Source organism: Streptomyces tubercidicus, from assembly GCF_027497495.1.
In the GTDB taxonomy this organism is placed as follows: domain Bacteria; phylum Actinomycetota; class Actinomycetes; order Streptomycetales; family Streptomycetaceae; genus Streptomyces; species Streptomyces tubercidicus.
The window spans coordinates 8,065,759-8,090,629 of the sequence record NZ_CP114205.1 but is presented as its reverse complement, the minus strand read 5'-3'; the positions used below and the strand labels follow the sequence as shown (position 1 = coordinate 8,090,629).

At 70.3% G+C, this 24,871-nt stretch carries 22 protein-coding genes; 11 read left to right on the top strand and 11 right to left on the bottom strand.

Annotated features, from left to right (window positions below; all coding sequences use genetic code 11):
* Positions 1-46: 46 nt before the first annotated feature.
* The 5 genes from STRTU_RS34980 to STRTU_RS34960 all read left to right on the top strand — a co-directional run bounded on the left by STRTU_RS34980 (position 47) and on the right by STRTU_RS34960 (position 6,244).
* Entirely contained in the window at positions 47-1,786 is a 1,740-nt protein-coding gene (locus STRTU_RS34980) for a glycoside hydrolase family 13 protein (RefSeq protein WP_371873713.1), read from the top strand.
* A gap of 62 nt (positions 1,787-1,848) precedes the next feature.
* Positions 1,849-3,183, top strand: a complete 1,335-nt coding sequence (locus tag STRTU_RS34975) for an ABC transporter substrate-binding protein (RefSeq protein WP_159749352.1) — start codon at positions 1,849-1,851, stop codon at positions 3,181-3,183.
* A 20-nt stretch (positions 3,184-3,203) separates the two neighbouring features.
* Complete coding sequence (locus tag STRTU_RS34970; protein WP_159749350.1) at positions 3,204-4,607, top strand: ABC transporter permease subunit; 1,404 nt, start codon at positions 3,204-3,206, stop codon at positions 4,605-4,607.
* Positions 4,604-5,485, top strand: coding sequence for a carbohydrate ABC transporter permease (locus tag STRTU_RS34965; RefSeq protein ID WP_246241631.1), 882 nt, complete (start codon positions 4,604-4,606; stop codon positions 5,483-5,485). The genes STRTU_RS34970 and STRTU_RS34965 overlap by 4 nt, the downstream gene beginning before the upstream one ends.
* A gap of 204 nt (positions 5,486-5,689) precedes the next feature.
* A complete protein-coding gene (locus STRTU_RS34960) occupies positions 5,690-6,244 on the top strand; it encodes a GNAT family N-acetyltransferase (protein WP_159749348.1) in 555 nt (184 codons plus the stop codon).
* 48 nt (positions 6,245-6,292) lie between these two features.
* On the opposite strand, the gene STRTU_RS34955 is transcribed toward STRTU_RS34960, so the two are convergent.
* From STRTU_RS34955 to STRTU_RS34940, 4 genes are all read right to left on the bottom strand, one after another.
* Positions 6,293-8,551: a HelD family protein gene (locus STRTU_RS34955; protein ID WP_159749346.1), complete on the bottom strand. Its 2,259-nt coding sequence runs from the start codon at positions 8,549-8,551 to the stop codon at positions 6,293-6,295.
* A 219-nt stretch (positions 8,552-8,770) separates the two neighbouring features.
* Positions 8,771-9,346 (bottom strand): AMIN-like domain-containing (lipo)protein, encoded by a 576-nt coding sequence (locus STRTU_RS34950; protein ID WP_159749344.1) that lies wholly within the window; start codon positions 9,344-9,346, stop codon positions 8,771-8,773.
* Between the two features lie 152 nt (positions 9,347-9,498).
* Positions 9,499-10,287: a DeoR/GlpR family DNA-binding transcription regulator gene (locus STRTU_RS34945; RefSeq protein ID WP_159749342.1), complete on the bottom strand. Its 789-nt coding sequence runs from the start codon at positions 10,285-10,287 to the stop codon at positions 9,499-9,501.
* 35 nt (positions 10,288-10,322) lie between these two features.
* Positions 10,323-11,360, bottom strand: coding sequence for an NAD(P)-dependent alcohol dehydrogenase (locus STRTU_RS34940; RefSeq protein ID WP_218039355.1), 1,038 nt, complete (start codon positions 11,358-11,360; stop codon positions 10,323-10,325).
* Between the two features lie 243 nt (positions 11,361-11,603).
* Here STRTU_RS34940 and STRTU_RS34935 point away from each other — a divergent pair, with 243 nt between their 5' ends.
* Positions 11,604-12,953: an MFS transporter gene (locus STRTU_RS34935; RefSeq protein ID WP_246241629.1), complete on the top strand. Its 1,350-nt coding sequence runs from the start codon at positions 11,604-11,606 to the stop codon at positions 12,951-12,953.
* 113 nt (positions 12,954-13,066) lie between these two features.
* On the opposite strand, the gene STRTU_RS34930 is transcribed toward STRTU_RS34935, so the two are convergent.
* A complete protein-coding gene (locus STRTU_RS34930) occupies positions 13,067-14,425 on the bottom strand; it encodes a vanadium-dependent haloperoxidase (RefSeq protein WP_159749340.1) in 1,359 nt (452 codons plus the stop codon).
* 157 nt (positions 14,426-14,582) lie between these two features.
* Entirely contained in the window at positions 14,583-16,034 is a 1,452-nt protein-coding gene (locus STRTU_RS34925) for a tetratricopeptide repeat protein (RefSeq protein WP_159749338.1), read from the bottom strand.
* Between the two features lie 396 nt (positions 16,035-16,430).
* On the opposite strand from STRTU_RS34925, the gene STRTU_RS34920 reads away from it, so the two are divergent.
* Together STRTU_RS34920 and STRTU_RS34915 are read left to right on the top strand one after the other, a co-directional pair.
* A complete protein-coding gene (locus STRTU_RS34920; protein ID WP_159749336.1) occupies positions 16,431-16,670 on the top strand; it encodes a chaplin in 240 nt (79 codons plus the stop codon).
* Between the two features lie 131 nt (positions 16,671-16,801).
* Entirely contained in the window at positions 16,802-17,533 is a 732-nt protein-coding gene (locus STRTU_RS34915; protein WP_159749333.1) for a class I SAM-dependent methyltransferase, read from the top strand.
* 98 nt (positions 17,534-17,631) lie between these two features.
* On the opposite strand, the gene STRTU_RS34910 is transcribed toward STRTU_RS34915, so the two are convergent.
* From STRTU_RS34910 to STRTU_RS36010, 3 genes are all read right to left on the bottom strand, one after another.
* Complete coding sequence (locus tag STRTU_RS34910; RefSeq protein ID WP_159749331.1) at positions 17,632-18,546, bottom strand: MBL fold metallo-hydrolase; 915 nt, start codon at positions 18,544-18,546, stop codon at positions 17,632-17,634.
* Between the two features lie 254 nt (positions 18,547-18,800).
* Complete coding sequence (locus STRTU_RS34905; protein ID WP_159749329.1) at positions 18,801-19,271, bottom strand: SRPBCC family protein; 471 nt, start codon at positions 19,269-19,271, stop codon at positions 18,801-18,803.
* Positions 19,268-19,576: an alpha/beta fold hydrolase gene (locus tag STRTU_RS36010; RefSeq protein WP_336298763.1), complete on the bottom strand. Its 309-nt coding sequence runs from the start codon at positions 19,574-19,576 to the stop codon at positions 19,268-19,270. The genes STRTU_RS34905 and STRTU_RS36010 overlap by 4 nt, the downstream gene beginning before the upstream one ends.
* A 62-nt stretch (positions 19,577-19,638) precedes the next feature.
* Here STRTU_RS36010 and STRTU_RS34900 point away from each other — a divergent pair, with 62 nt between their 5' ends.
* The 3 genes from STRTU_RS34900 (at position 19,639) to STRTU_RS34890 (ending at position 22,102) form a co-directional block, all read left to right on the top strand.
* Positions 19,639-20,229: a TetR/AcrR family transcriptional regulator gene (locus STRTU_RS34900; protein WP_159749327.1), complete on the top strand. Its 591-nt coding sequence runs from the start codon at positions 19,639-19,641 to the stop codon at positions 20,227-20,229.
* A 171-nt stretch (positions 20,230-20,400) separates the two neighbouring features.
* A complete protein-coding gene (locus STRTU_RS34895; protein WP_246241628.1) occupies positions 20,401-21,075 on the top strand; it encodes a hypothetical protein in 675 nt (224 codons plus the stop codon).
* A 175-nt stretch (positions 21,076-21,250) separates the two neighbouring features.
* Positions 21,251-22,102: an endo alpha-1,4 polygalactosaminidase gene (locus tag STRTU_RS34890; protein WP_159749325.1), complete on the top strand. Its 852-nt coding sequence runs from the start codon at positions 21,251-21,253 to the stop codon at positions 22,100-22,102.
* Between the two features lie 27 nt (positions 22,103-22,129).
* Here STRTU_RS34890 and STRTU_RS34885 read toward each other — a convergent pair whose 3' ends face one another.
* Both STRTU_RS34885 and STRTU_RS34880 read right to left on the bottom strand, forming a co-directional pair.
* Entirely contained in the window at positions 22,130-23,182 is a 1,053-nt protein-coding gene (locus tag STRTU_RS34885; protein ID WP_159749323.1) for a cytochrome d ubiquinol oxidase subunit II, read from the bottom strand.
* On the bottom strand, positions 23,182-24,666 hold the full coding sequence (locus STRTU_RS34880) for a cytochrome ubiquinol oxidase subunit I (protein WP_159749321.1): 1,485 nt from the start codon (positions 24,664-24,666) through the stop codon (positions 23,182-23,184). Before STRTU_RS34880 ends, STRTU_RS34885 begins: the two co-directional genes overlap by 1 nt.
* Positions 24,667-24,871: the final 205 nt, after the last annotated feature.

Below are 24,871 nucleotides of genomic sequence, written 5' to 3'. Positions count from 1 at the left end.
ATCGCAGCCGCACGGCATGCCCAGGCAAGAACGGGATCAACGGCAGATGCTCATAGCCACGGCAGGGAACGGCTCCTCCGCCGACTCCGCGCCCTCCCCCTCCCTCCCCGGTCCGGCCACCGGGGTCGCGTCCCGGAACACGGCACAGCGCTGGTGGCGCGACGCGGTGATCTACCAGGTCTACGTCCGCAGCTTCCTCGACAGCACCGGAGACGGCATTGGCGATCTGGCCGGTGTGCGCACGGGGTTGCCGTACCTCAAGAAGCTCGGGGTGGACGGCATCTGGCTCAGCCCCTTCTACCCGTCCCCTCAGCACGACCACGGCTATGACGTCGCGGACTACCGCGATGTCGACCCCGTATACGGCGATCTCGCCGAATTCGACCTCCTGGTGGCCGACGCCCACCGGCTGGGTCTGAAGGTGCTCCTGGACATCGTCCCCAACCACTGCTCCAGCGAGCACCCGTGGTTCCGCACCGCGCTGGCGGACGGTCCGGGCAGCCCGGCACGGTCGCTCTTCCACTTCTCCGACGGGCGCGGGGCGAACGGTGAGCTGCCGCCCAACAACTGGCGGGCCATGTTCGGCGGCCCCGCCTGGTCCCGGGTCAAGGAGGCGGACGGCAGCGACGGACAGTGGTACCTCCACATGTTCACGCCCGAACAGCCCGATCTGAACTGGCGCAACCCCGACGTACGCAGCGACTTCGACAGCGTGCTGCGCTTCTGGCTGGACCGCGGGGTCGACGGCTTCCGTATCGATGTGGCCGCCGGGCTGTTCAAGCACCCCGAACTGCCCGACTCCCCCGACCCGTCGGCCGACGAGCGGACCCGCGACTCGGTCAACCCGCTGGCCTGGAACCAGCCCGAGGTGCACCAGGTGTGGCGCGACTGGCGCGCCCTGTGCGAGGAGTACACGGCCCACGACGGCCGAGACCGGCTGCTGGTCGGAGAGGTCTCCGTCCGCACACCCAGTGAGCAGGCGGCGTATGTCCGGCCCGACGAGCTGCACCAGGCGTTCTTCTTCCATCTGCTGACCGCGCGCTGGGACATCGACACCTTCCGCACGGTCATCGCCGAGGCGCTCACCGATATCGCGGGCACCGGCTCCACGGTCACCTGGGTGCTCAACAACCACGATCAGGTCCGGACCGTCACCCGGTACGCGGCCGACCCCGGGGGCCCCGGGCGGAACGGGTCCGCGGGAGAGCTGGGTCCGGCGCGGGCCCGTGCCGCAGCGCTGCTGATGCTGGCGCTGCCCGGCGCGGCGTACATCTACCAGGGCGAGGAACTGGGCCTGCCGGAGGTCGTCGACCTGCCGGACGAGGTCCTCACCGATCCGATCTACCACCGCACGGGCAGCCGGGAGCACATCCGCGACGGCTGCCGGGTGCCGCTGCCCTGGTCCGGGCATGCCTCGCCGTTCGGCTTCACCAGTGGGACCGACGCGGCACGGCCCTGGCTGCCGCAGCCCGAGTGGTTCGCCGAGCACGCGACGGACCGGGCGCTGGCCGACACCCGGTCGTTCTGGCATCTGTACCGCGAAGGGCTGGCGCTGCGCCGCAGCCTTCCGCAGCTCGGCGAAGGCACCCTGCGCTGGCTGGAGTCCCCGCCCCAGGTCCTGGCGTTCGTCCGTGGCGACGGCCTGGTCTGCGCCGTCAACTTCGGCACCGAGCCGGTGCCGGCCCCCGTACCGGGCGTCCCCCTGCTGGCGAGCGGCGACTGCCCCGCGGACACGCTGCCCGGCTCCACCGCCGCCTGGTGGATGGACGCTCCCGAATCCCGCTAGGTCCCGCAGTTCTCCCCCTCTTCCCACAGTCCTCCCGAAGTCCTCCCGAAGGGAATCCCACGATGAGACGACCCGCAGTACGACACACCCGAGCCGCCCTGTCCGGCGCGGCCGTGCTCAGCCTGGCGCTCTCCGCCACCGCCTGCGGCGGCGGAGTCTCCACCGGGGGCGGCAAGCAGGAACTGAGCGGTGAGAGCATCACCGTGGCCGGTGTCTGGACCGGTGTGGAGCAGCAGAACTTCAAGAAGGTCCTGGACGCGTTCTCCGAGAAGACCGGTGCGAAGGTCAGCTTCTCCTCCACCGGCGACAACGTCTCGACGGTGATCGGCAGTCAGGTCGAGGGCGGCAACGCCCCCGATGTGGTGATGGTCCCGCAGGTCGGCGTGCTCCAGCAGTTCGCCAAGAAGGGCTGGCTGGCTCCCCTCTCGGCGGAGATCGGCGGCGCGGCCGACAAGAACTTCGCGAAGGTGTGGAAGGACTACGGCACCGTCGACAAGACCTACTACGGCCTGTACTTCAAGGCCTCGCACAAGTCGACGGTCTGGTACAGCCCGGAGGCGTTCGCGCAGGCCGGGGTCAAGCCCGCGAAGACGTACCAGGAGCTGCTGAAGACGGGCCGTACGCTCTCCGACTCGGGTGTGCCCGGGTTCTCCGTCGCGGGCGAGGCCGGCTGGCCGCTCACCGACTGGTTCGAGAACATCTACCTCTCCCAGGCCGGACAGGAGAATTACGACAAGCTCGCCGCCCACAAGATTCCGTGGACGGATCCCAGCGTCGTCAAGGCGCTCACCACACTGGGCAAGCTCTTCGGCGACAAGAACCTGGTGGCCGGCGGCGGTTCGGGCGCGCTGCGCACCGACTTCCCCGAGTCCGTCCAGCAGGTCTTCGGCCCGGAGCCCGGGGCGGCCATGGTCTACGAAGGGGACTTCGTCAGCGCTCTGGTCACCGATGAACTGCACAAGCAGGTCGGCAAGGACGCCAAGTTCTTCCCCTTCCCCGCGGTCGACAACGGCAAGGCGCCGGTGGTCAGCGGCGGTGACGCCGCCGTGGTGCTGAAGGCCGGAAAGCACCGGAAGGCCGCGATGGAGCTGGTGAAGTACCTGGCCACGCCGGAGGCGTCCGGTGTGTGGGCCAAGGCCGGCGGCTATATCTCGCCCAACAAGAAGGTGCCCGCGGGCGCTTACCACGACGAGGTCACCCGCAAGGCCGCGCAGTGGCTGACCGACGCCGGGAACTCCGTGCGCTTCGACATGTCCGACCAGGCCCCCGCGGCCTTCGGCGGCACCCAGGGCGCCGGTGAATGGAAGCTGCTGCAGGACTTCCTGCGCGACCCCTCGGACCCCGAGGCCACGGCGCACAAGCTCGAAGCCGCCGCTGCCAAGGCGTACGGAAAGTAAGGACCGAGGGCCCGAATCCCATGCCTGTGACCACTCCCGCGGTGCCGCCCGCCACATCGCGCGCCGCCGCGTCCCTCACCCCGGGCGGCACACCCGGCAGGGCGAACTCCGCCGTGCGGCGCGCGGCTCGGCGCCGTCGGCGGATCACCGCGGTGTTCCTGTTTCCCGCGCTGTTGCTGCTGGGTGCCCTCGTCGCGTACCCCATCGGGTTCTCGGTCATCCGCAGCCTGTACGACGCCTCGGGCGACACCTTCGTCGGCGCCGGCAACTACACCGCGATGTTCCAGGACCCCGCCACGCTCCGGGCCATCCGCAACAGTGCGATCTGGGTGGTCTTCGCCCCCGCGCTGCTGACCGGACTCGGCCTGGTCCTCGCCGTCCTGACCGAGAAGATCCGCTGGAAGACGGCGTTCAAGCTGCTGATGTTCATGCCGATGGCGATCTCCTTCCTCGCCGCCGGCATCATCTTCCGGCTCGCCTACGAGCAGGATCCGCAGCGCGGTGTGCTCAACGCGGTCACCGTCGGCATCCACGACAGCGTGCAGGGGAAGTCCGCCTCCTTCCCGACCGCCAAGACACGCCTCGGCGACAAACAGCTGACCAAGGGCCAGGACGGCTCCTACCGCACGGCGCACCGCACCGGCCCCGGAAACACGGTCAACCTCGGTCTGGTCGGTGTCGCGCCGAAGGACATGCCGTCGCGGGCGCGGCCCGCCGCAGCGGCCGCCACGTCCCCGGCCGCCGACGGTGAACTGCGCGGTGTCGTCTACCTCGACTTCACCCCCGGCGGTGGCGGCAAGCCCGGCACGGTGGACCGCGGCGAACGCGGGCTCCCGGCGCTCTCGGTGGAGGCGGTCGACTCGCACGGCAAGGTGGTGGCCACGGCGACCACCGCACCCGACGGCTCCTACCGTCTGCCCCATCTGCCCCCGGGCTCCTACGCCGTCCAGCTCCCCGCGAAGGACTTCGCCCCGCCGTACGAGGGCATCTCCTGGCTCGGTCCGGCCCTCATCACCCCGGCCATCATCGGCGCGTACATGTGGATCTGGACCGGCTTCGCGCTCGTGCTCATCGGCGCCGGGCTCTCCTCGATGCCACGGGACGTTCTGGAGGCCGCGCGGATGGACGGCGCGAATGAGTGGCAGGTCTTCCGCAGGATCACCGTCCCGTTGCTCGGCCCGGTCCTGGGCGTGGTGTTCGTGACGATGGTGATCAATGTGATGAAGGTCTTCGACCTCGTCTACATCATCGCCCCCGGTCCCGTACAGCAGGACGCCAATGTCCTGGCCCTGCAGATGTGGCTGGTCTCCTTCGGTGGCGGCAACAACCAGGGACTCGGCAGTGCCCTGGGTGTGCTGCTGCTCCTGCTGGTGGTCCCGGCCATGGCCCTCAACATCCGACGTTTCCGCAGGAGCCAGTCATGACCACCGTCCACGGAACTCCCGCGTCCCGCCGGCGGACGCGTGCACGGCCGGTGAAGTGGCTCAGCCGCGGCGTGATCCAGCTGTTCCTGCTTCTCGTCGGGCTGGTCTGGCTCACCCCTGCCGCCGGGCTGTTCCTCTCCTCGCTGCGTACGGAGGAGGCGAACGCGAGCAGCGGCTGGTGGACCGCGCTCACCGCGCCCGGCCGGCTGTCGCTCGACAACTACACGGCGCTGCTGAAGGATTCCGGCATTGTCCAGGCGTTCTGGAACACGGTGCTGATCTCGGTGCCCACCACCCTGGCCGTCGTGGTGATCGCCGCGCTGGCCGGATACGCCTTCGCCTGGATGGAGTTCCCCGGCCGGGACTGGATCTTCCTGGTGGTGGTCGCCATGCTGGTGGTGCCGGTCCAGATCGGGCTGCTGCCGGTGGCCAAGTTGTTCGGCGCGCTCGGGCTGTTCGGCTCGATTCCCGGTGTGGTGCTCTTCCACACCGCCTACGGTCTGCCGTTCGCCATCTTCCTGCTGCGCAATTACTTCGCGGAAATCCCGAAGGAGATGCTGGAGGCCGCCCGGATGGACGGCGGCGGGGAGTGGCGGATCTTCTCCCAGCTGGTGCTGCCGCTGGGCCGTCCCGCCATCGCCAGCCTGGCGATCTTCCAGTTCCTGTGGGTCTGGAACGACATGCTGGTCGCCCTGCTCTTCGCCGACAACGAGTCCCAGCCGCTGACCGTGGCCCTCCAGTCGCAGATGAGGCAGTTCGGCAGCAACATCGGGGTCCTGGCGCCCGGTGCCTTTCTGTCCTTGATCGTGCCGTTGATCGTATTCTTCGCCTTCCAACGGCATTTCGTTCAGGGCATCATGGCCGGTTCGGTGAAATAGCGGATCCGGTTACCCAGCCGGCCCGGTGAATCGCTGGACCGGCCCAGGAGGGGACGGCGCGCGGCACAGGTCAGCATCGTGCCGCGCGCCGCGCCATGAGGTGCACGGCCCCCGGCATGCACCATCACATCCCTGTTCGTCCGCCGGGGCGGGACGGGAATTATTCGATCGTCCGCGAGGCGTGCGCGGGCTAAGTTGACGGCCATGTCCGAACTGCGCACCGAGCGCCTGCTGCTCCGCGAATGGCGGGAGTCCGATCTCGGCCCCTGGGCCGCGATGAATGCCGATCCCGAGGTCCGGGCGCACTTCCCGGAGGTGCTGACCCCCGAGCGGAGTGCGGCATCCGTCGCCCGTTTCCAGGCCGATCTGGCTCACCGCGGCTGGGGTTGGTGGGCGCTCGAAGTGCGCGCCACCGGGGAGTTCATCGGGATGACCGGTCTGGACCCGGTGGATGCCGAGATGCCGTTCACCGGAGTGGAGGCCGGCTGGCGACTGGCCCGTTCCTCCTGGGGGCACGGCTATGCCACCGAAGCGGGCGAGGCCGCCTTGGCGTTCGGCTTCAGCACCCTCGCGCTGCCGGAGATCCTCGCGGTGACGACTGCCACCAACCTCCCCTCGCAGGCGGTGATGCGGCGCCTCGGCATGACCCGCGACCCCGCCGACGACTTCGACGATCCCGACGTGGCCGACGGCCCGCTGCGCCGCAATGTGCTGTACCGGATCTCCGCCGGGGAGTGGGCGGCCGTCAGGCAGCGATGAGCCGGCCGGGGCGCCGCACAGGGCGATGCGGCGCCCGGCGTGCCACGGTCACCGGCCCGCGGGGGCGGCGTCCGGGCTCGGCAGCGTCTCCAGACCGGCCGGCAGCGGCCCGGTGTGGAGTACGCCCAGGCGTTGTGTCGCACGGGTGAGCGCGACATAGAGATCGCTCGCACCGAGCTCCGCCGGTTCCACCACGATCACCGAGTCGAATTCCAGGCCCTTGGCCTGCCGCGGGCCGAGCAGCACCACCGGACGGGTCAGATCCGGGGCGGATCCGGCGGAGGCGTCCGGGAGGGCGGCGGCCAGCGCCGCGTGGTGAGCGGACGGGGCGATGACCGCGAGCCGGCCGTCCTGGTGGCTCTCCCGTGCGACCGCCTCGGCGACCGCGCGCGCCAGGTCGTCCGTACGGAGCGCCCACGGGCCCACACCGGTGGAGCGGATCGAACGCGGCGGGGTGAAGGACGGATCCGCGGCCCGGGGCACCTGCGCCGCGACCTCCATGATCTCGGTCGGCGTACGGTAGTTGACGCCGAGCCGGACGTGCTCCCAGCGGTCGTCCACATACGGCGTGAGGATCGCCTCCCAGGAGCCACAGCCGCCGGGCTCGGCCGTCTGTGCCGGATCGCCGACCAGCGTCATCGAACGGGTCGGGCAACGGCGCATCAGCAGCCGCCACATCATCGCGGACAGCTCTTGTGCCTCGTCCACGATGATGTGTCCGAACGCCCAGGTCCGGTCGGCCGCGGCGCGTTCGGCGGCGCTGCGGTGGTCGGCCTCTTCGTGCCGGTCGGCGAGCAGTTCTGCGTCCATCAGGTCGTGCGCGGCCAGCACCTCCGACTCCTCGTCGTCGCGCTCCTCGAACTCCTGCGTACGGGAGCCGTAGGACAGATCCAGCACGCCCTGGGCGTAGTCGATCAGGTCCTGGCGCTGCGCTTCGGCGGCGGCGCGGGCCGCCGAGGTGTCCTCGCCGAGGAGTTCGGCCGCCTCGTCCAGCAGCGGCACATCCGCCGGGGTCCAGTCGCCGTCCACCCGGCGGATGGCCTCCGCATCGGCGTCCAGGAGGTGGACGGGGTCGGCCAGGAAGTCGGCGACCAGCTGCTCAGGGGTGAGCTCGGGCCACAACTCCTCGATGGCGTGGTGCACTTCGGCGCTGGTGGCGATCGCCTTGCTCAGCTGGGCGATGTCGTCCGGGCCGAGGAGATTCGGCCCGCCGAAGGGGTCCGCACCGATCCGGTCGACCAGTTGCTCGGTGAGCGCGTCGATGATGCGGAAGGCGAAGTGCGGGCGGGCGAGGTTGTGCGGCTGCCCGGTCTCCCGTGCCTGGCGCCGCGCCTCCCGTGCCATCTCCGCGTCCAGCCGGAGTTCGCCGTCCTCATGGTCGATGACGATCGCGGAGTCGGGCAGGGCCTGCCGGTCGCGGATGGCCGCGGCGAGCGCCTCGGCCATCGCGGCGCGGCCCTTGACCTCGCTGGCCGCGGGGGTGTCGGTGCCGGTCGCGGTCACGCCCGGGAAGAGTTCGCCGGGCGTGGCGAGCAGCACGCCGGTCTCGCCGAGCGAGGGCAGCACCTCCGCGATATAGCCGAGGAACGCCGGGTTCGGCCCGACGATCAGCACGGCACGGCGGGCCAGCTGTTCACGGTGCGCATAGAGCAGATAGGCGGCGCGGTGCAGTGCGACGACGGTCTTGCCGGTGCCGGGGCCGCCCTCCACGACGAGGACGCCGTGGTGCGGGGCGCGGATGATGCCGTCCTGCTCGGCCTGGATGGTCTGCACGATGTCATGCATCCTTCCGGTGCGGGCCGCGTCCAGTGCTGCCAGCAGTACCGCGTCCGCGTCGGTGCCCTCGTGCCCGGTCCGTACGGCGTCGGCGAGGTCCATGATCTCGTCATGCAGGCCGGTGACCCGCCGGCCCTCGGTCGTGATGTGCCGCCTGCGGCGCAGGCCCATCGGGGTGTGCCCGGTGGCGAGGTAGAACGGGCGGGCAACGTCGGCCCGCCAGTCGATGACGAGCGGGGTACGGTCCGGGTCGTCGCGCCGGATACCGATCCGGCCGATGTGGTGATCGCGACCGTCGCGGAATGCCAGCCGACCGAAACACAGGCCATGTTCCCCGGCGTTGAAGGCGGCCAGCAGGCCGGACTGTTCGGCCACCAGGACATTGCGCTCCAGCCGCATCTGGGCGTGGTTGCCCTCCGGCGACTGGGCGGCGGTGTGCACCGCCGTCTCGGCCAGGTCCCGGAGTTCGGTGAGGCGGTCATAGAGCAGATCGATGAATTCCTGCTCGTGCCGCCATTCCGCGTTTGACAATTCAACTCCGCTTCGGATAAAGTTCGGTATGTAGGTGAGTTCGCGTCTTGAATTCCTCAGGACACAGAAGCCCTCAATATACCCAGCGAAATACCCCGGCCGTCAACTCGGTCCGGGGTATTTCTTTTTGTCCGGCAGGAGCTCAACGCGCGGGCCGCCCGGTGTCAGCTCATGCTTTCCAGCGGAGCGGCACCGGGCGGCCCTTGGCGGCGGGCCGGATCACCAGGTGTGGGCGACATCCACGATCAGCTGGTCACCGGACTGCTGCACCCGGAACGGCAGCTTGGCGCGCACGCCCAGACCCACCTGGGTCTGCCCCTCGAAGCTCGCCCCGAACTTGGTGTCCTTGAACGTCCGGTAACCGGCGAGGTTCACCCCCGGCAGCGGCTTGCCGGCCGTCGCGGCGTAGGTCTGCTTGCCGGTCTCCGGGTCGTGGCTGGGCGCGGACACAAAGACCTGCAGGATGGCGCCGCCCTTGACCGGTATCTTCTCGCCCGAGCCGTCCTGGTGGAACGCGTCGACATAGCCGACGTGGTAGCCGGCCTTGCCGGGCGCCCCGCTGATGTCGAAGACCATGCGGTCGTAGCAGGCGTTCCGGCTGGTCTTGATGTTCTTCAGCGGCGTGGCGTTCGCGTCCTTGGCCGACTTGTTGCCGCTGCCCCAGACGGTCGAACAGGTCGTGGCCGGGGCGGCGTCACCCACCGGACCGGTCGCGGCACCGGCCACCCCGGCCGTGCCCGCCACCCCGACGCCCGCCAGCACGAACGCCGCGGCCACTGTCCCTAACCGTCGCATGAATTACCTCCTGAGGAGAGCCTGTGTACAGATGCGTGCGGTAGGACGTGCGCGGGGGCGACCGCGTTGTACGCCGGTGGGCTTTTGGCTGACGAGTGGGCCTCGTTGTCGCGAAATGGGAGTGCGCGACACCGTCCGCCGCGGCGAGACCGTCAGATGTCGATCACGTCGACGGTCACGTCCTCGCGACGCAGTGCGGTCAGCTCCTCGGCGGGGGTGCCGCCGTCGGTGACGACCCGGTCGTAATGGCGGATGTCCCCGTACACATGTGTCGCGGTCTTGCCGAATTTGCTGTGGTCCACCAGCAGCAGCGACCGCTGGGCGCACTCCAGCATGGCCTCTTTGATCTCGGCGTACTCGCGGATCGGGTGGAAGAGGTGGCCGCCGAGCACGGACACCGCCGACATCACCGCGAGGTCGGCGCGGATCCGGCCCAGACCGCGCAGCACGTCCGGGCCGACACAGGAGCCGAACTCCCCGCGGTAGCGACCGCCCAGCAGCGTCACCTCGGTGCCCGGTGTCTCGTCGAACAGCCGGGCCACACCGAGGGAGTTGGTGACCACGGTGACCGCTTCGGTCTTGGCGATCCGGTCCGCGAGGGGGAAGACCGTGGTCGAGTCGTCCAGGACGACGGTGCTGCCGGGCCGGATCTCCTCGGCGACGGCGGCGCACAGCGCCTCCTTCACCTGGTGGTGCACGCCGATACGGAAGCGGGTCGCGGTCTCCATGGTGAGGCTGGGGAAGGGCGCGGCCCGGCCGCGTTCCTTGCGCAGCAGCCGGCGTTCGGCGAGCTGGTCCAGATCGCGGTGCATGGTGGCGAGGCTGACCCCGAAGTGTCTGGCCAGTTCGTCGATACGGACTTCGCCGTGTTCGACGACATGGGTCAGTACGTCCTGCCGTCGCCGGTCGACCTCGGCCAGCGACGACCGTGTGGAAGCCATCGGGGCCGCCCCTTTCCGGTCGGACAGCGGCAGCGCTACCGCTGCGGGTAGATGACGGCCTTCACGGCGGTCGCGTCGTGGGTCGCGACGGTCAGTGCGCTCTCGGCCTCCGCAAGACCGTAACCGTGCGAGACCAGCGAGTCGAGCCGGACCGCACCCGACGCCACCAGTGCCGTCGCGGTGGGCCAGGTGTGGGCGTAGCGGAAGGTGCCGGTCAGTTCCAGTTCGTGGTTCTGCACCCGGCTCAGCGGAAGCGGGATCTCGTCGCCGCCCATGCCGACGAGGACCACCCGGCCGGCCCGGCCCACCGTACGGATCGCCTCGCCGCTGACCGCGGGGACGCCGGAGCACTCCAGGAGGACGGTGGGGGTGTACCCGGCGTCCCGCAGCGGTGTGGCCGAGACGTCCAGGGCGGTGGCGCCGGTCGCGCGGGCCATGGCGAGGCGGTGCGGGAGGACGTCGGTGACCATGACCTCCCGTGCGCCGAAGGCCCGTGCGGTCTGGGCGGTCACCAGGCCGATGGGTCCGGCACCGGTGATCAGGACGCGGTCGCCGGGGGCGACGCGGGCCTTGCGGCAGGCCCAGACGGCCACCGAGAGGGGCTCCAGCAGTGCGGCGTCCTCGATCGTCAGACAGTCGGGGACCTCATGGGCGAAGTCCTGGTGCACGGCCAGGTATTCACAGAAGGCGCCGTCCACCGGAGGTGTGGCGAGGAAGCGCATGTCCGGGCACAGGTTGTAGCGGCCCGGACGGCATTCCCCGCAACTGCCGCAGGGCGTACCGGGCTCGATGGAGACGCGCCGGCCCATCCGTCGGGGGTCGGCGCCCGGACCGCAGGCGACGACCGTGCCGGCCGCCTCGTGTCCGAGGACGAGCGGTTCCCGTACGACGAAGTCGCCGATGCGTCCGTGCCGGTAGTAGTGCACATCCGAGCCGCAGGTCCCGACCGCCTCGACGCGGACCAGGACCTCTCCCGGGCCGGGCTCGGGGACGGGGCGCTCCGCGAGGCTCAGCTGCCCGGGTCCGTGCAGGACGGCGGCGCGCATGGTGGTGGGAATCCCGGATGTGGTCATGACGGGCTCACGGCTCCCTCGGGGTGTGGCGGTGTGGAGGGGACGTCGCGCGATCCGGCTCTGGACCGGCGAGCTGCCGCGTCGCCCCTTGGTTTGAGCACGGTACCGCCTCTTTTTCTATCAGAGCAGCCTTGACTTCTCACAAAATACGAGAAGACTTGCGCGGAATCACCGTCTGCCCTGCGCATCGGTGCACCCCTCCCCCGCGCCACCCCCGTCTCGATCCGCCCCCTTGGAGGGCCCATGAGCAGCCCCGCCCGCCGTCGCCCGATGCGGACACCGGCCGCCGGCCTCCCGCCGGCCGGCCGCAGTCGCTCCGTCGTCGCCCGCCTGGGCATACCCCCGGCCCTGACCTGGGGATTCGTCGGAGTCCTGCTGTTCATGACGGGCGACGGGGTGGAGACCGGCTTCTTCTCGAAGTACCTGGCCGACCAGAGCCTGGCCAAGGCCGATGCGGCGGTGGTCATCGCTGTCTACGGCATCACCGTCGCCATCGGCGCCTGGCTCTCGGGAGCACTCTCCGACCTGTGGGGGCCACGGCGGGTCATGACCGCCGGTTTCGCCATCTGGCTCGTCTTCCAGGTGCTGCTGCTGACGGTGGCACTGCCGACGATGAACTATCCGCTGCTGCTGCTCGTCTACGGGCTGCGCGGCTTCGGATACCCGCTGTTCGCCTATGGGTTCCTGGTGTGGGTCACCGCGGCGACCCCACCGCAGCGGCTGGGGACGGCGGTCGGCTGGTACTGGTTCGCCTTCACCGGCGGGCTGCCGACTCTCGGCTCGCTGGTCGCCAGCGCGACGATCCCGCTGGCCGGCTCCTACCGGACGCTGTGGCTCGCGCTCGGCCTGGTGGCCCTCGGCGGTCTGCTCGCCCTGCTGCTGGTGCGCGAGCCCACCGGCCGCTCCGGTCTCGCCCCGGACGGCGGGAATCCGCTGCGGACGCTGGCGGGCAGCGTCTCGATCATGCGGCGCCGCCCGCGAGTGGCCATCGGCGCCGCGGTGCGCGTCTTCAGCACCGGTTCCCAGTTCGGCTTCCTGGTCTGTCTGCCGTTCTTCTTCACCGAGACCGTCGGCTTCAGCACCTCGGGCTGGCTGCGGCTGCTCAGCGTGATGTTCGCCGCGAACATCTTCGCCAACCTGTTCTTCGGAGCCGTCGGCGACCGGCTCGGATGGCAGCGCACCATGACCTGGTTCGGCGCCGTGGCCTGTGCGGTGACCTGTCTGGGGCTGTACTACGTCCCGGTCCTGGCCGGCCCGCACTTCGTCGCCTGCGCGGTCGCCGCCGCCCTCTACGGCATCGCCCTCGCCGGCTATGTACCGATCTCGGCCCTGGTCCCCGCGCTGGCACCGCGCCACAAGGGACAGGCCATGTCCGCACTCAATCTGGGAGCGGGGGCGAGCACCTTCGCCGGACCGGCCGTTGTCGCCATCGCCCTGGGGCCGGTCGGCGTGCAGGGCATCGCCTGGATCTTCGCCCTGCTGCATCTCGCCACCGCGGTCGCGATCCGCTTCCTCGAACCCGACCCGGAGTTCACCGCGCCTGCCCCCGCACCGGCCGTCGACGACAGGGGAGTTCCCGCCGGCCGTCACTGAACGCCGTAGGGACGTCTCGCCTCACTAGCCCCGGACTAGCCGGGCGACCGGCCGGGCATACACCGGCCGGCCGCGGTCCTGCCTTCGGTGATCGGTGAGCGATAGCGGCCCGGTCAGCTCGCGCTGCCGTGCGGGCACAACTGCTGGGCCGGCGGCATGGCGTGTCGGCCTGCCGGACGCAGCGGTGAGAAGTAGTGGGTGAGCGCCCAGACGCCGATACGGGTTCCGGCGCGGCATCCGACGACGTCCGCCGTCCGGAAGTGGATTCCGGCCCAGACGCGGGCGTTGATCATGTCCTCGTTGAACTGGCCGGCCTCCGCATAGTGGCGTGTGGTGCCGGTGATCTCGGAGGGAACGTTGAGGTCGATATGAGTGGTGCCGAGAATCCCGGTCAGGGTCCGGATCACGGCGCCGGCGACCGTGGTGTGACCGCTGAGGTAGTCGGGATGCGGTGGTGTGACGAGCAGCGGCTGCCACTGCGGGTCGGCCTCGGTCGCGGGGTTGCCATCGGTGTCGGCCAGTTGGACAGCGGTGATCGGCCGCCAGAATCCGTAGTGGAGTTTGGCGTCCCATGCGGTGACGACGGCGTCGGTTGCCGAGGCGTTCCCCGCGGCGAACATCCGCGCCGTATCGGAGATGTCCAGATGGTGCCGGGCTGTGTGGTCCCGGAACGCCGACTGGAACTGCACCGCCAGATTGCCCCCGAAGAACAGGGCGGTCTCGGTCTGCTGCGCGGTGCGGGCCGAACCGGTCTTCGCCCCCATCGTCTTCACCTCGTTCACATCCTGGGCGTAGCGGGCCGAGGACAGCGCGGGCGGCCCGCCGGGACGGAACTGGGCCGGGGAGGTGAGCAGCAGGGGGCGGAGGGTGGCGAGCCAGGGGTCGATGAAGGGCAGATGGGCCGGCGGGGTGGGCCGCCAGACACCGGGCGCGGGCGCGGCGGTGAACTCCACCGGTGCGAACCGGCCGTCGTCCTCGCGCAGCTCGATGAGGTGGTCGGCGGCGCGCTCCCCGAAGGCCACGCCCTGCCGCTTCGCCCGCCCGTCGGGGATCTTCGCGAGCGAATCGGCGTATGCGGCATCGAGCGGCGCCTGGGAGGCGGGGAAGTAGGTGAGAAGCACGCGGTGTGCGGCGGTGACCGCCGCCGCCTCGGGTGAGGCGGTGGAGGGTCCTCGCGCCCGCCACTTGTAGGGGGCGTAGGTGCGCTGGATGCCGACCACGGCGTTGTACACGGCGGCCGAGACGAATCCGTGCCAGATGACCACCTGTCCGGAGGGGCGGGTGGGGCCGAGGTTGGCGCTGATGGTGTCGGTGGCGATGACGTTCCAGTCGCGGATCGCCGCGGGGTCCGCTGCGGGCGGCGGGTGGCTTTCCGCGGCGGCCGTGGGGCCCGCCACCGCCGTGAGGACGAGGAGCAGCAGTGCGGTGACGGCGCCGATGGCGGCGCGGCCGCACGAACGAGAAGTATCCATAACCGACTTAACAGCCAATCGGGTGAAGGGACACGCCTCTGCGCCGCCGGGTGCGCGTACGCCGGAGCGTGTACATGCCTCTCCCGGCCGCCTTCCCCACTACCGCGCGTGGGCGTCGGCCGGACCGGCGCGGTACGCCCGGGTCCGGCCGCCGGCGTCACCCGGACTGACGCTGTGCGGTGGCGCGTTCGCGGGCGGCCGCGGCGCGTACCGGGTCGCCGCCTCGCTCCTCCAGCCGGGCCTTGGCCGACCAGTTGTACGGGCAGACCGGGCGCAGCTGGATACGTTCGCTGAGCAGGGTCCGGGCCAGTTCGGTACGGCGGGCACGGATGGCTGCCTCGACGAGGGTCCGCTGGATCGCGTCCCGCTGGGCGTGGCTGCCGCCGAACCGGTGCAGGCTGTGGCGGACGGGCAGCAGCAGATCGGTGGCCGCGCCGTAGTCGTGCTGTCCGTATGCGATCAGGGCGCGGCAGACGGGCAGTCCGATCTCGGCCGTCATGGTGCGGTTCGACCCGCTGGGCTCCGCCGCCACCCACCGTTCCCGGTCCTGCACCAGGCGCTGTGCCTGCGCGAGGCGCCCCGATCCGACATAGGCCATGACCGCGTGCGCGTCGTTGAAGGCGTAGTGGGGGCCATCGTCGCGGCTCTCCCAGGCGTCGGCGAGCCGGGCCCACCGTGCGCTCTGGTCGTGCCGTTCGTGCTGAGCGTGCTGTTCGCTCCGTGCGTCCTGTGCGTCCTGTGCGTCCTGTGCCAGATACAGCCGCCACAACAGGGCGGCGGCGTCCAGCAGTTCCATCGCGACGCCCGCCGAACCGTCGTGGTGGAGGGCGGCGTCATAGATCTCCAGGACCCGGGCGGTGTCGCCGGTCTCCAGTGTGTAGAGGGCGTAGTGCCACCAGTTGTGGACCGTGAGCAGGCTGCCCCGGGACCAGTCGTCGGTGCGGGCGTCGAGAAAGCGGATCCCGTCCGTGAAGCGCCCGCGCATCTCGTAGGTGTGGACGACGCTGTGAATGCCCCACACATCGCCCGGATGCCGCGCCAGGGCCGCCAGGCCGACCTCCTCGGCACGTTCGTAGTGGCCCGACTCCTCCAGGCCGAACGCGTACATGCCGAGCAGCGGTCCGTGGTGGGGGTCGTCCTCGTCCCAGGCGTCCAGGGCGCCGCCGACGCGGTCGCGCAGGCGCGCGGCATCCCCGGTGAGGAAGTCGTGCTGATGCCCGGCGAAGAGGGCCAGCGCATCGCGCGGGTAGGCGATGGTGAGGTCTCCGAGGATCCGGCCGGCGCCGTGCATATCGCCGTCCAGCCAGGCCGTTGCGGCCGCGAGGTGCATACGTTCCCGCGGCGTCATGCCCACCGTGTCCAGACCGGAGCGGAAGCGGGCGAAGCTGTCGCGTGCCGCGGCCGCGTCCTTCTCCTCGGTCCCCAGTACGCCGAGATACGCGGCCAGAGTCTGCCCCATCACCGACCGTGGCGCGGCGGCGAGTACGGCCTGCGCTGACTCCGCGACCCGGGGCCGGAAGAACAGCAGGTCGTCCAGGGCCTGTTCGTAGGAGGCAAGGGCCTCGGCGCTGGTGTCACTCATCAGATGTCCGTGGCGGTCCGCTGTCATGGTGGCTCCTGCGGGCTGAGTGCGGTGTGGGACGTATGCAGGTGACGGCCGACAGCGCCCCTCCTGGACATCGGGTCGGGGCTGCCGCCGGATCCTCATCCTTACCCGCTCCGCGACCGGAGGCACGGCGGAAACGTCCGGTTCATCTGGGCGGACGCCGCGGGAGACGAGACCCGGGAAACGAGACCCGGGACATCGGGGCGTTCACGGCATCACGACGTCAACACCCGAACCCATATCACCTAAAAGTCTGCTCTTCAGGCCCGGTGTCTCTGGAGCGGGAGCCGGTGGGGAACGACAGCCTGTGTACGGGCGGCTCACAGCCGTGGCGCACCGCGGTCAACGGGACCGCAACGCCATGAGCCGCAGTTCCTCCACCAGTTAGGAGACTGACCGATGGCTCACCGGATCAAGAGTGCGCTGGTCACCGCGGGCGCCTGCGCCGCGGTCCTCGGCGGGGCGGGTGTCGCCGGTGCCGACAGCGGCGCCGGGGGTGCCGCGCTCGACTCACCCGGGTTGGTGTCCGGCAACAACATCCAGATCCCCGTCCAGATCCCGGTCCAGGCCTGCGGCAACACCGTCAGCGTCATCGGCCTGTTCAACCCCTCCTTCGGCACCCCCTGCCTGACCGACTGACGCCGGGTCGGCGCACGGCCGTTCAGGGTGAGCAGCCGTCCCGGCCGGTGCCGGCCGAAGTGGCCCCCGGATATCTCTCCGGGGGCCACTTCCCATGCGGTGAAGTGGTGACCGGATCTATGCTGAAGTCGATGTTCGCACCCCAAGGACCCACCTTTCGTGAACTCGCCGTCCAGGCGCTGTCCTCCGTCGAGCGGGGCTATGACCTGCTCGCCCCGAAGTTCGACCACACGCCCTTCCGGACCCCGGACCGGGTGCTGACGCCGGTGTCACGGGCGTTGCACGGGCTCGGACCGTTCGACAGCGGGCTCGATCTGTGCTGCGGAACCGGCGCGGGCATGGATGTCCTGCGGCAGGTCTGCCGGGAGCGGGTCACCGGCGTCGACCTCAGCGCGGGGATGCTCTCCATGGGCCGGACCCGTGAACGGGTGGCCGCGACCGCGCCCCGTGTCGAGTGGGTACGCGCGGACGCACGGGCCCTCCCCTTCGGACCGGTCTTCGACCTCGCGGTGAGCTTCGGCGCGTTCGGGCACTTCCTGCCCCGGGAGCGGCCGGGGCTGTTCGCGCAGGTCTACTCGGTGCTGCGCCCCGGTGGCCGGTTCGTCTTCCCGATCGGGGCTCCGGCCCGGCCTGGGTCGGCCGGTTACTGGACGCTGCTGGCGTTCGACACGGTGATGCGGGTGCGCAATGCGCTGTGGCGCCCGGAATTCGTCATGTACTACCGCACGTTCCGGCTCGCCGAGGTGCGCGCGGAACTGACCCAGGCCGGGTTCGAGGTGCGGCTGCAGGCTCTCCCGGAGCTCGGCCGCCGCCCCGACGGCAGCCCCCGGTGCCGACTGGTGGTGGCGACCCGGGCCTGGTGAGCGAGAGCGCCGTACGGGCGCGGGCCGCCGGCGCCGGCGTATGCGCACCGGCGGCCCTTCCACATCGTCTCCTCGTCAGACGGGGCTGTCGGCCCCCTTCACCAGCGGACCGCGGTGAAGTCGATCGGCTGCGGCTGAAGTGTGCGGGTGCGGGCCGTCAGCTGTTCCAGGCGGCGGCTCATCTCGTCGGCCGGGAGCCGCTTGCGGTCGCCGTGGCCGGGCAGCACCCACTCGAAGCGCAGCAGCGGAGCCGTCCGGGCCAGGGAAGCGGCCAGTTCCGTGATCGAGTACCAGGTGACGCCGGCGGCCACCTCCAGGTCGGCTGTGCCGCGCGACCAGTAGAAACTGTCGCCGCTGAAGCAGTACCTCGCGTCGGCGACGTAGAGCACGCTGCCGCGGGTGTGGCCGGGGAGCGGATACGCGGTGACCCCCGCGCCGATCTCGACCGGATCGGTGCCCCGGATGATGTGGTCCGCATCCGGAGCGGCGTCGAGGTCGCCTTCGTGAATCCAGAGCCGGGCGCCGAACCGGTCGGCGTAGCGGCGGCCGTGCGCGGCGTGGTCCTGGTGGGTGAGCAGTACGTCGGTGACGGGTCCCAACACCTCGTAGCGGGTCGCGAGTTCAGCGCTCCATCGGGGTGTGTCGATCATCATCGTGCTGCCCGTGGGCCGACGCAGCAGATAGGAGTTCGCCCCTGCCGTCTGACGGGAGTTGTGACCGCAGAGCTGGACGGTGTCGTCGAGGGCGAGGGGGTAGGGGTCGACGTCGGGGGTGAGGTGTTGAGCGGGGTGGCGGATGGAACGGGTGTGGCAGGCGAAGGCGGCCGCGTACATCTGCCGTTGTTCCGCCTCGTTCTGTGGCTGGCGGATCACTTCCGCCCGCCCGTTCCGCTCGTGGATGACGTCGGGGGCCAGTTGCCGGGCCACATCGCAGTTGGTGCAGCGCGCGTCGACGTACCAGCCCTCGCCGGTCTTCTCCTCCGGTGCCGCCTCGGGTGACAGGTCGTTGCTCATGACAGGTCCGTTCTTCGTGGTCCGGGTGGATGTCGGGATGAGCGGTCAGCGCGCGCTGCCAACAGAATCCCCCGCCGTGCACCAAAAGCAGAAGAGGGGACAGACCTTGTACTTTGCGGCTGGAACGCCTCTTCGGGTGGGGAAACGGGCGCGGGATACAGGGGAATTCATCCCCATATGACCTACCTGTTGAGGGCTTCCCGGCGTGTGGCGGGCCCCCCGCCCCCGCCACACGCCGGTCAGACTCGCCCGATTCAGGCCGCCCGCTGACAGTCCGCACTCAGTCGACGCAGGGTGGTGCGCATGCCGGCGCGATTGGCTGCGGCGCGCCGGGCGGCCGGGGTGCCGGTGAAGACCAGCCCCAGCAGTTCGGCGAGCAGACGGCGCCCTCCATGGCGCCGGCGGTCTATCCAGTATTCGGTGACCAGGGTGCCCTGTTCCGTCGGGGTCAGCCGGTAGCCCCAGCGCGCCACGGGCAGTCCCAGCGTGGTGTTGTCGAAGGCGAACTCCCGGCCGGGGTCGGCGGTGACGATCCGGCAGGTGGCGAACCAGACCCAGCACGCCTTGCGGTTGACGCCCAGGAAACGGTCTCCGCGGTCCCACACCCAGATGACTTCCGGGCTCCACTCCGCCATCCGCCGGACGTCGGCGAGAGCCGCGTACACGACCTGCGGCGGGGCCGGAATTTCCAGAGATTCCTCGACACTCCACACCCGGCCGGTCATCGCATCCTCCCCTGGGGCGTCGATCCGTGCGTCCGGGCCGCGACGACGCCCGGCACGGTCTCGCAGCTCAGACCGCCCGCGACCAAGGCGTCCGTCTGGGGACGCGGGAGTGCGCGGCGGAAGGCAAAGGCGCCTAGGCGGTTGCACTCCGCGGGTTCGCTCCGGCGTTGGCCGTGGCCCGGCAGGTCGGGTGCCGCTATGGGATGACGCTCTCCGGGAGCTTGGATCGCGGGTCGCCACATCGTGCCGCTCACGCGCATGCCGTGCACGAAGACGATGGGCAGCCCGGGTTCATTGGACTTCATGCCCGGCACCGTACCTCAAATGCAACGCAACGTTGCGTTGCCCTGAGTGCTAATCTCCCGTCATGAACGAGGAGCGGCACGGAACACGGCGCAGCGGCGGCCCACGGAAGGCACAGGAGATCTTCGATGCCACGCTGGATCTGCTGGCGGAGAAGGGCTACGAGGGGCTGACCATCGAGGGGGTCGCCCAGCGGTCCGGCGTCAACAAGACGACGATCTACCGCTGGTGGCCTTCCAAGGGAGCACTCCTGGGCGCCGCACTCATCGGGGCGCGCCAGCTCGACTTCACCCCTCCCGACACCGGCAGCCTCACCGGAGACCTGGAGGCCCTGCTGCACACGGTGGTGACGCTGCTCACCACACGACCATCCTCCGATATCGCCGTTTCCGTGCTGGGTGCCGCCACTCAAAGTCCCGAACTGGGCGCCCATGTCAGGGAGTTCTTCGCCGACCGGATCGCGCTGGAGCGGCCGGTCTTCGATCGCGCCATCGCCCGCGGCGAGCTGACGGAGGACACCGACCTCACCCTGCTGATGGATCTGCTGGCCGGGGCCGCCTGGGTCCGGATCGTCCTCCGCCAACTCCCGCTCGGGGAGGATTTCGTGGCGCGCACGGTCGGCACCGTCCTCCACGGAGCGCGCCCCAGAACTTGATATCGCCTCCGTTTCAGTCCCCCATAGCGGGTATGTTTCAGTATCAACTACAACTTTGCCAATTCTTGGTGTAGTTGAACAAGATTTCACACCAAGCTCAAACCTAACGGCGACGAACGTCACATACGGACACGTCGCTTTCACAAGGTTGGGCGAGAGGTAACAAGCACGATGACAACAACCGGAATGATCCGCCACGGAAGCCGGCTGCTGGCGCTGTCCACGGTGTCCATGGGTCTGGTCGCCGCGATGGCCCTGCCGGCCGCCGCGGAGGACCAGCCCACCCGGGAGCAGCTCATAGCCGACTGCGCTTCCGGAGAAGGGAAGTGCAGCTTCAACGAACCGACTCTCGGCAAGGCGTACCTCGGAGACTTCCACCAGGTCTCCAACTCCCTGTACAACTGCAGCACTTCGGACGCCACCCAGTCGATGAGCTGGTCCGACACCGTGGGCTCCACGGACTCGGCAGGCGTCTCCGTCACCGCCGGCGGAAACATCGCCGGTCTGATCGACCTGAGTGTGACCGCGAGCTACAACCACACCTGGTCGAGCTCGCACACCGAGGACAGCTCGCTGAACATGACGGTGAAGCCCGGCGAGGTGGGCTGGATCTCCCGCGCACAGGTGATGCAGTCCGTCTCCGGCACCTGGCAGACCCACTACGACAGCCAGAAGTGGGGACACTACTTCTGGTACGTGCCGGACACCGTCACCGGGCCCGCGCCCAACGGGACGGACGGACAGAGCAATGCGGTGACCGTCAAGACCCGCAAGATGACCAGCGCGGAGAAGAAGTCCTGCTCGGCCGACGCGAAGAAGGGCCAGGCGTTCGTGGTCAAGCGCTGACCACGGCCATGTCGCGCAGCTGAACGGGGGTGCGGCCCCACGCCTTCGGGCGCGGAGCCGCAGCACGGCCGCCGACCCAGTGCCTCTCGGCCCGCACGGACCGGGAGGCACACCCGTGTGAGCTGCGCGTGCTCTCCACGGCGGCGGCGCGCGGGTGCGCGCGTAAGCTCCGCCCGTGCACTCTCCACGCTTCCGCGCCGTCGGCGCCCTTGTCCTGGTCCTGGCGCTCGGCACGGCATGCTCTCCCGAACGTCCCCCGCACGGCGCCGGATCCGGGACCCCGTCCCCCTCCCCCGCGACTCCCACCGCGGTGAAGCCGCCGGCCACGAACGCCGTCTTCGACTATCAGCTCGGCGGCGCCTACCCGCCGCCCGGCACGGTCCGGGCCGTCTCCCGCGACCGTACGGCCGCACCGGCCCCCGGCCGCTACAACGTCTGCTACGTCAACGCCTTCCAGGCACAGCCCGACGACGCCGGGTCCTGGGAGGACGACCACCCCGATCTGCTCCTGCGGGACGCGCACGGAGACCCCGTCATCGACGAGGACTGGGACGAGCCGCTGCTCGACATCTCCACCGGCGCCAAGCGGGCGGCCCTCATGGAGATCGTCGGCCCGTGGATCGACGGCTGCGCCAAGGCCGGTTATGACGCCGTGGAACCCGACAACCTCGACTCCTACGAACGATCCGAGGGCAAGCTCACCGCGCAGCACGCCGCGGCCTTCGCCCGGCTCCTGGCCCGCCGCGCCCATCAGCGGCATCTGGCCATCGCCCAGAAGAACACCGCCGACCTGCTGCCGCAACGCGCCCGTATCGGCTTCGACTTCGCCGTCGTCGAGGAGTGCGCCCGCTACAAGGAATGCACCGACTTCGCGGCGGCCTACGCCAACCGGGTCTTTGTCATCGAATACCGGAAGCAGGACTTCACCGCCGCCTGCCGCGCCTGGGGCAAGAAACTCTCCCTCACCCTGAGCGACCGCGAGGTCCGCCCCGGCGGCACCAAAGGCTCGCTGCGCCGGTACTGCTGACGGCTGCCGGAGCGGAGCGGACCGGGGTCAGTTGAGTTCGGTCGGATCGTCGTGATCCGGTTCGGTCCGGCGCAGGTCGGTGTCGGAGAGCGGTTCCAGTTCGCCGTGGGTGTCCAGCCAGTACAGAAAGGCCACGGCCGGGCAGACGAGCAGCAGGGCCACGAGGGTGACCAGGCCGGTCCAGCGCAGACTGCCGGGGGCGCCGGCGCCCTCGGCCACGGTCAGGGACGTCGGGATGAGGTAGGGGCGTTGGGCGGCGCCCCAGGCGAGGACCGCCGCCGCGACCACACCGACGGCGGTGATCCGGGGCCAGACACCGGGCCGGCGCAGCAGCAGCCATCCGGTCGCGAGGGAACAGACCCCGGCCAGGATGACGAGGCCGAGGCCCACGCCATGCGTCAGCCCGTGCCAGACATGCGGGGCATCGCTCCGGGTGACGGTCAGCATGATGCCCGCCAGTACGGCGAGCGCGACGACGCTGCCGAGTGCCCGCCGCCGGAAGTAGCCGACCAGGTCGGGCGCACCGTAACGGGCGGCGTCGCCGGCCAGGAACACGGCGCCGAGGAAGGCCGTCGCCACAATGGCGATCAGTCCGAAGAGGACGGACGTCGGGTTGGACCAGGCGTGAGCCGATGCCTCGGTGCCCGGTACCGCCCGGCCCGAGGCGACTCCGCCGACGGCCGCGCCGAGGAAGAACGGCGTGAGCAGTGAGGCGATCGCGAAGACGGCACCGTAGAGGCGTCGACCGGCAAGGTGGCGGAGGGGTTTGCGCAGCGCGAAACCGGCGCCGCGCAGCACGAGGCCGATGGCGGCCAGGGCCAGCGGGAGCCACATGGCGGAGAACACCGTCTGGAACAGCGTCGGAAAGCCGGTCCACATGATGACGAAGACGAAGACCAGCCAGACGTTGTTGACCTCCCATACGGGGGCCATGGCGTGGTCGATCAGCCACCTGGGGCGCGCGCCGCGCTCAGCGCCACCGGCCGTCAAATCCCAGAACCCGGCACCGTAGTCGGTGCCTCCGGCGCAGGCGTAGGCGGCCACCGCGAGCAGCAGCACCACGGCGATGACATCGGCCATCACGGCCGGCCGTCCTCGTCCGGTCCGGCCCCGGTGCCGCCGTCGGAGGGCGGGTCATCGGCCGGTACCCGCGCGCGGGGCCCGTACGGGGTGTCGGACTCCGGTTCGTCGGTCCACTCCCCCGCCGCCCGGCGTGCGTCGGCGAGCCGCCAGCCCGTGCGCATCTTGAGCAGCACGGCGAGCAGCGAGCCGAAGATGAACACGTACACCACGATGACCAGGCCCAGCATGATCCAGAGACTGGTGGACCGGGTCGCTGTCACCGCCTCGGCGATGCGCATGTGCCGGTAGACGATCCAGGGCTGGCGCCCCACTTCGGCGGTGATCCACCCGCATTCGACGGCGATGACGGAGGCGACGCCCGCGCAGGCGGCGGCGCGGAAGAACCACGGTGAGGCGGGCAGCCGGTGTTGCCGCAGCCGGCACCAGCCGTACCAGAGGGCGAGGAGGATCAGCAGGGAGCCGATCACCACCATGAGGTCGAAGGCCCAGTGGGCGAGGGTGGCCTGGGCGGGCGTGGGCCGGTCGTCCGCCGGGACGGAGGTCAGTCCCGTCACCTTGGTGCCCGGCGTGAACCCGGCCAGGATGGAGTCGAACTGGGGGATCCTGATGCCGCCGGAGACGCTGCCGTCCGGGTGCAGCCGGCCGAAGATGTACTCGGGTACGTGGGTGTCGGTCCGCCAGACGAGTTCCGTCGCGGCGAACTTCACCGGCTGCTTGTGGAAGACCGACCGGGCGATCGAGTCCCCCAGCAGGAACTGCACCGGGGTGAACACCGCGGCGAGGGTGAAGGGCACGGTGAAGCCTAGCCGGTGGTAGCGGTCGCGGCGGCCGCGCAGCCAGCCGACGGCGTAGACACCGGCGACGGTGTAGCCCGCGGTGATCAGCATCGCCACGACGAAGTGCCAGTACTGCGGCCCGAACATCGGGGTGAAGATCGCCGACCAGATGTGCACGTCCTCGGGGTTGCCGTCGGCATCGAGGGTGAATCCTTGGGGCGTGTTCATCCATGCGTTGGCCGCCAGGATGCCGAACGCGCCGAGCAGGGCGGCGGCGGGCAGCGGCAGGCCGAGCAGGAAGTGGGTGCGGGGCTTCAGCCTCCGCCAGCCGTAGAGATAGATGGCGATGAGGACCGCTTCGAGGAAGAAGGCCCATGCCTCCACGCCGAATCCGATGCCGAAGACACCGCCCCACTTGCCCATCAGGCCCGGCCAGAGCAGCCCGAACTCGAAGGAGAGCACGGTGCCGGTGACCACACCGACCGCGAACTGCACCGCCATCACCGCCGACCAGCGCCGGGCCAGGAGCAGGGCGACGGGATCGTTCCGGCGGAGGCCGCGGTAATGCATCACCAGGGTGATCAGCGGGAGCGCCACCCCGAGCGGAACCAGAATGATGTGGGAGGCCAGGGTGAAGGCCATCAGCTCCCGGGCCGGGAGGAGTTGGGCCGGGACATCCGCCAGCAGGGTGACCGTGGTGTGCATGCCTACGTGCCTTCGCTGCTCGGGACGTTCAGGAGAGCGCCGGCCTCGTCGTCCACGCTTGCCCGCCTCCTCGGTGCACGGCCCCGGCCCTGCGGGGCACAGCGCCGGTCGCGCCGGCTCGTCACACAATCACCGGTGGGTGCGGGACAGCACGCACCGTGCGTCCGGGTTGCGCCGTTGGGCCGAGGTTCTTCGCCCGGTCGGC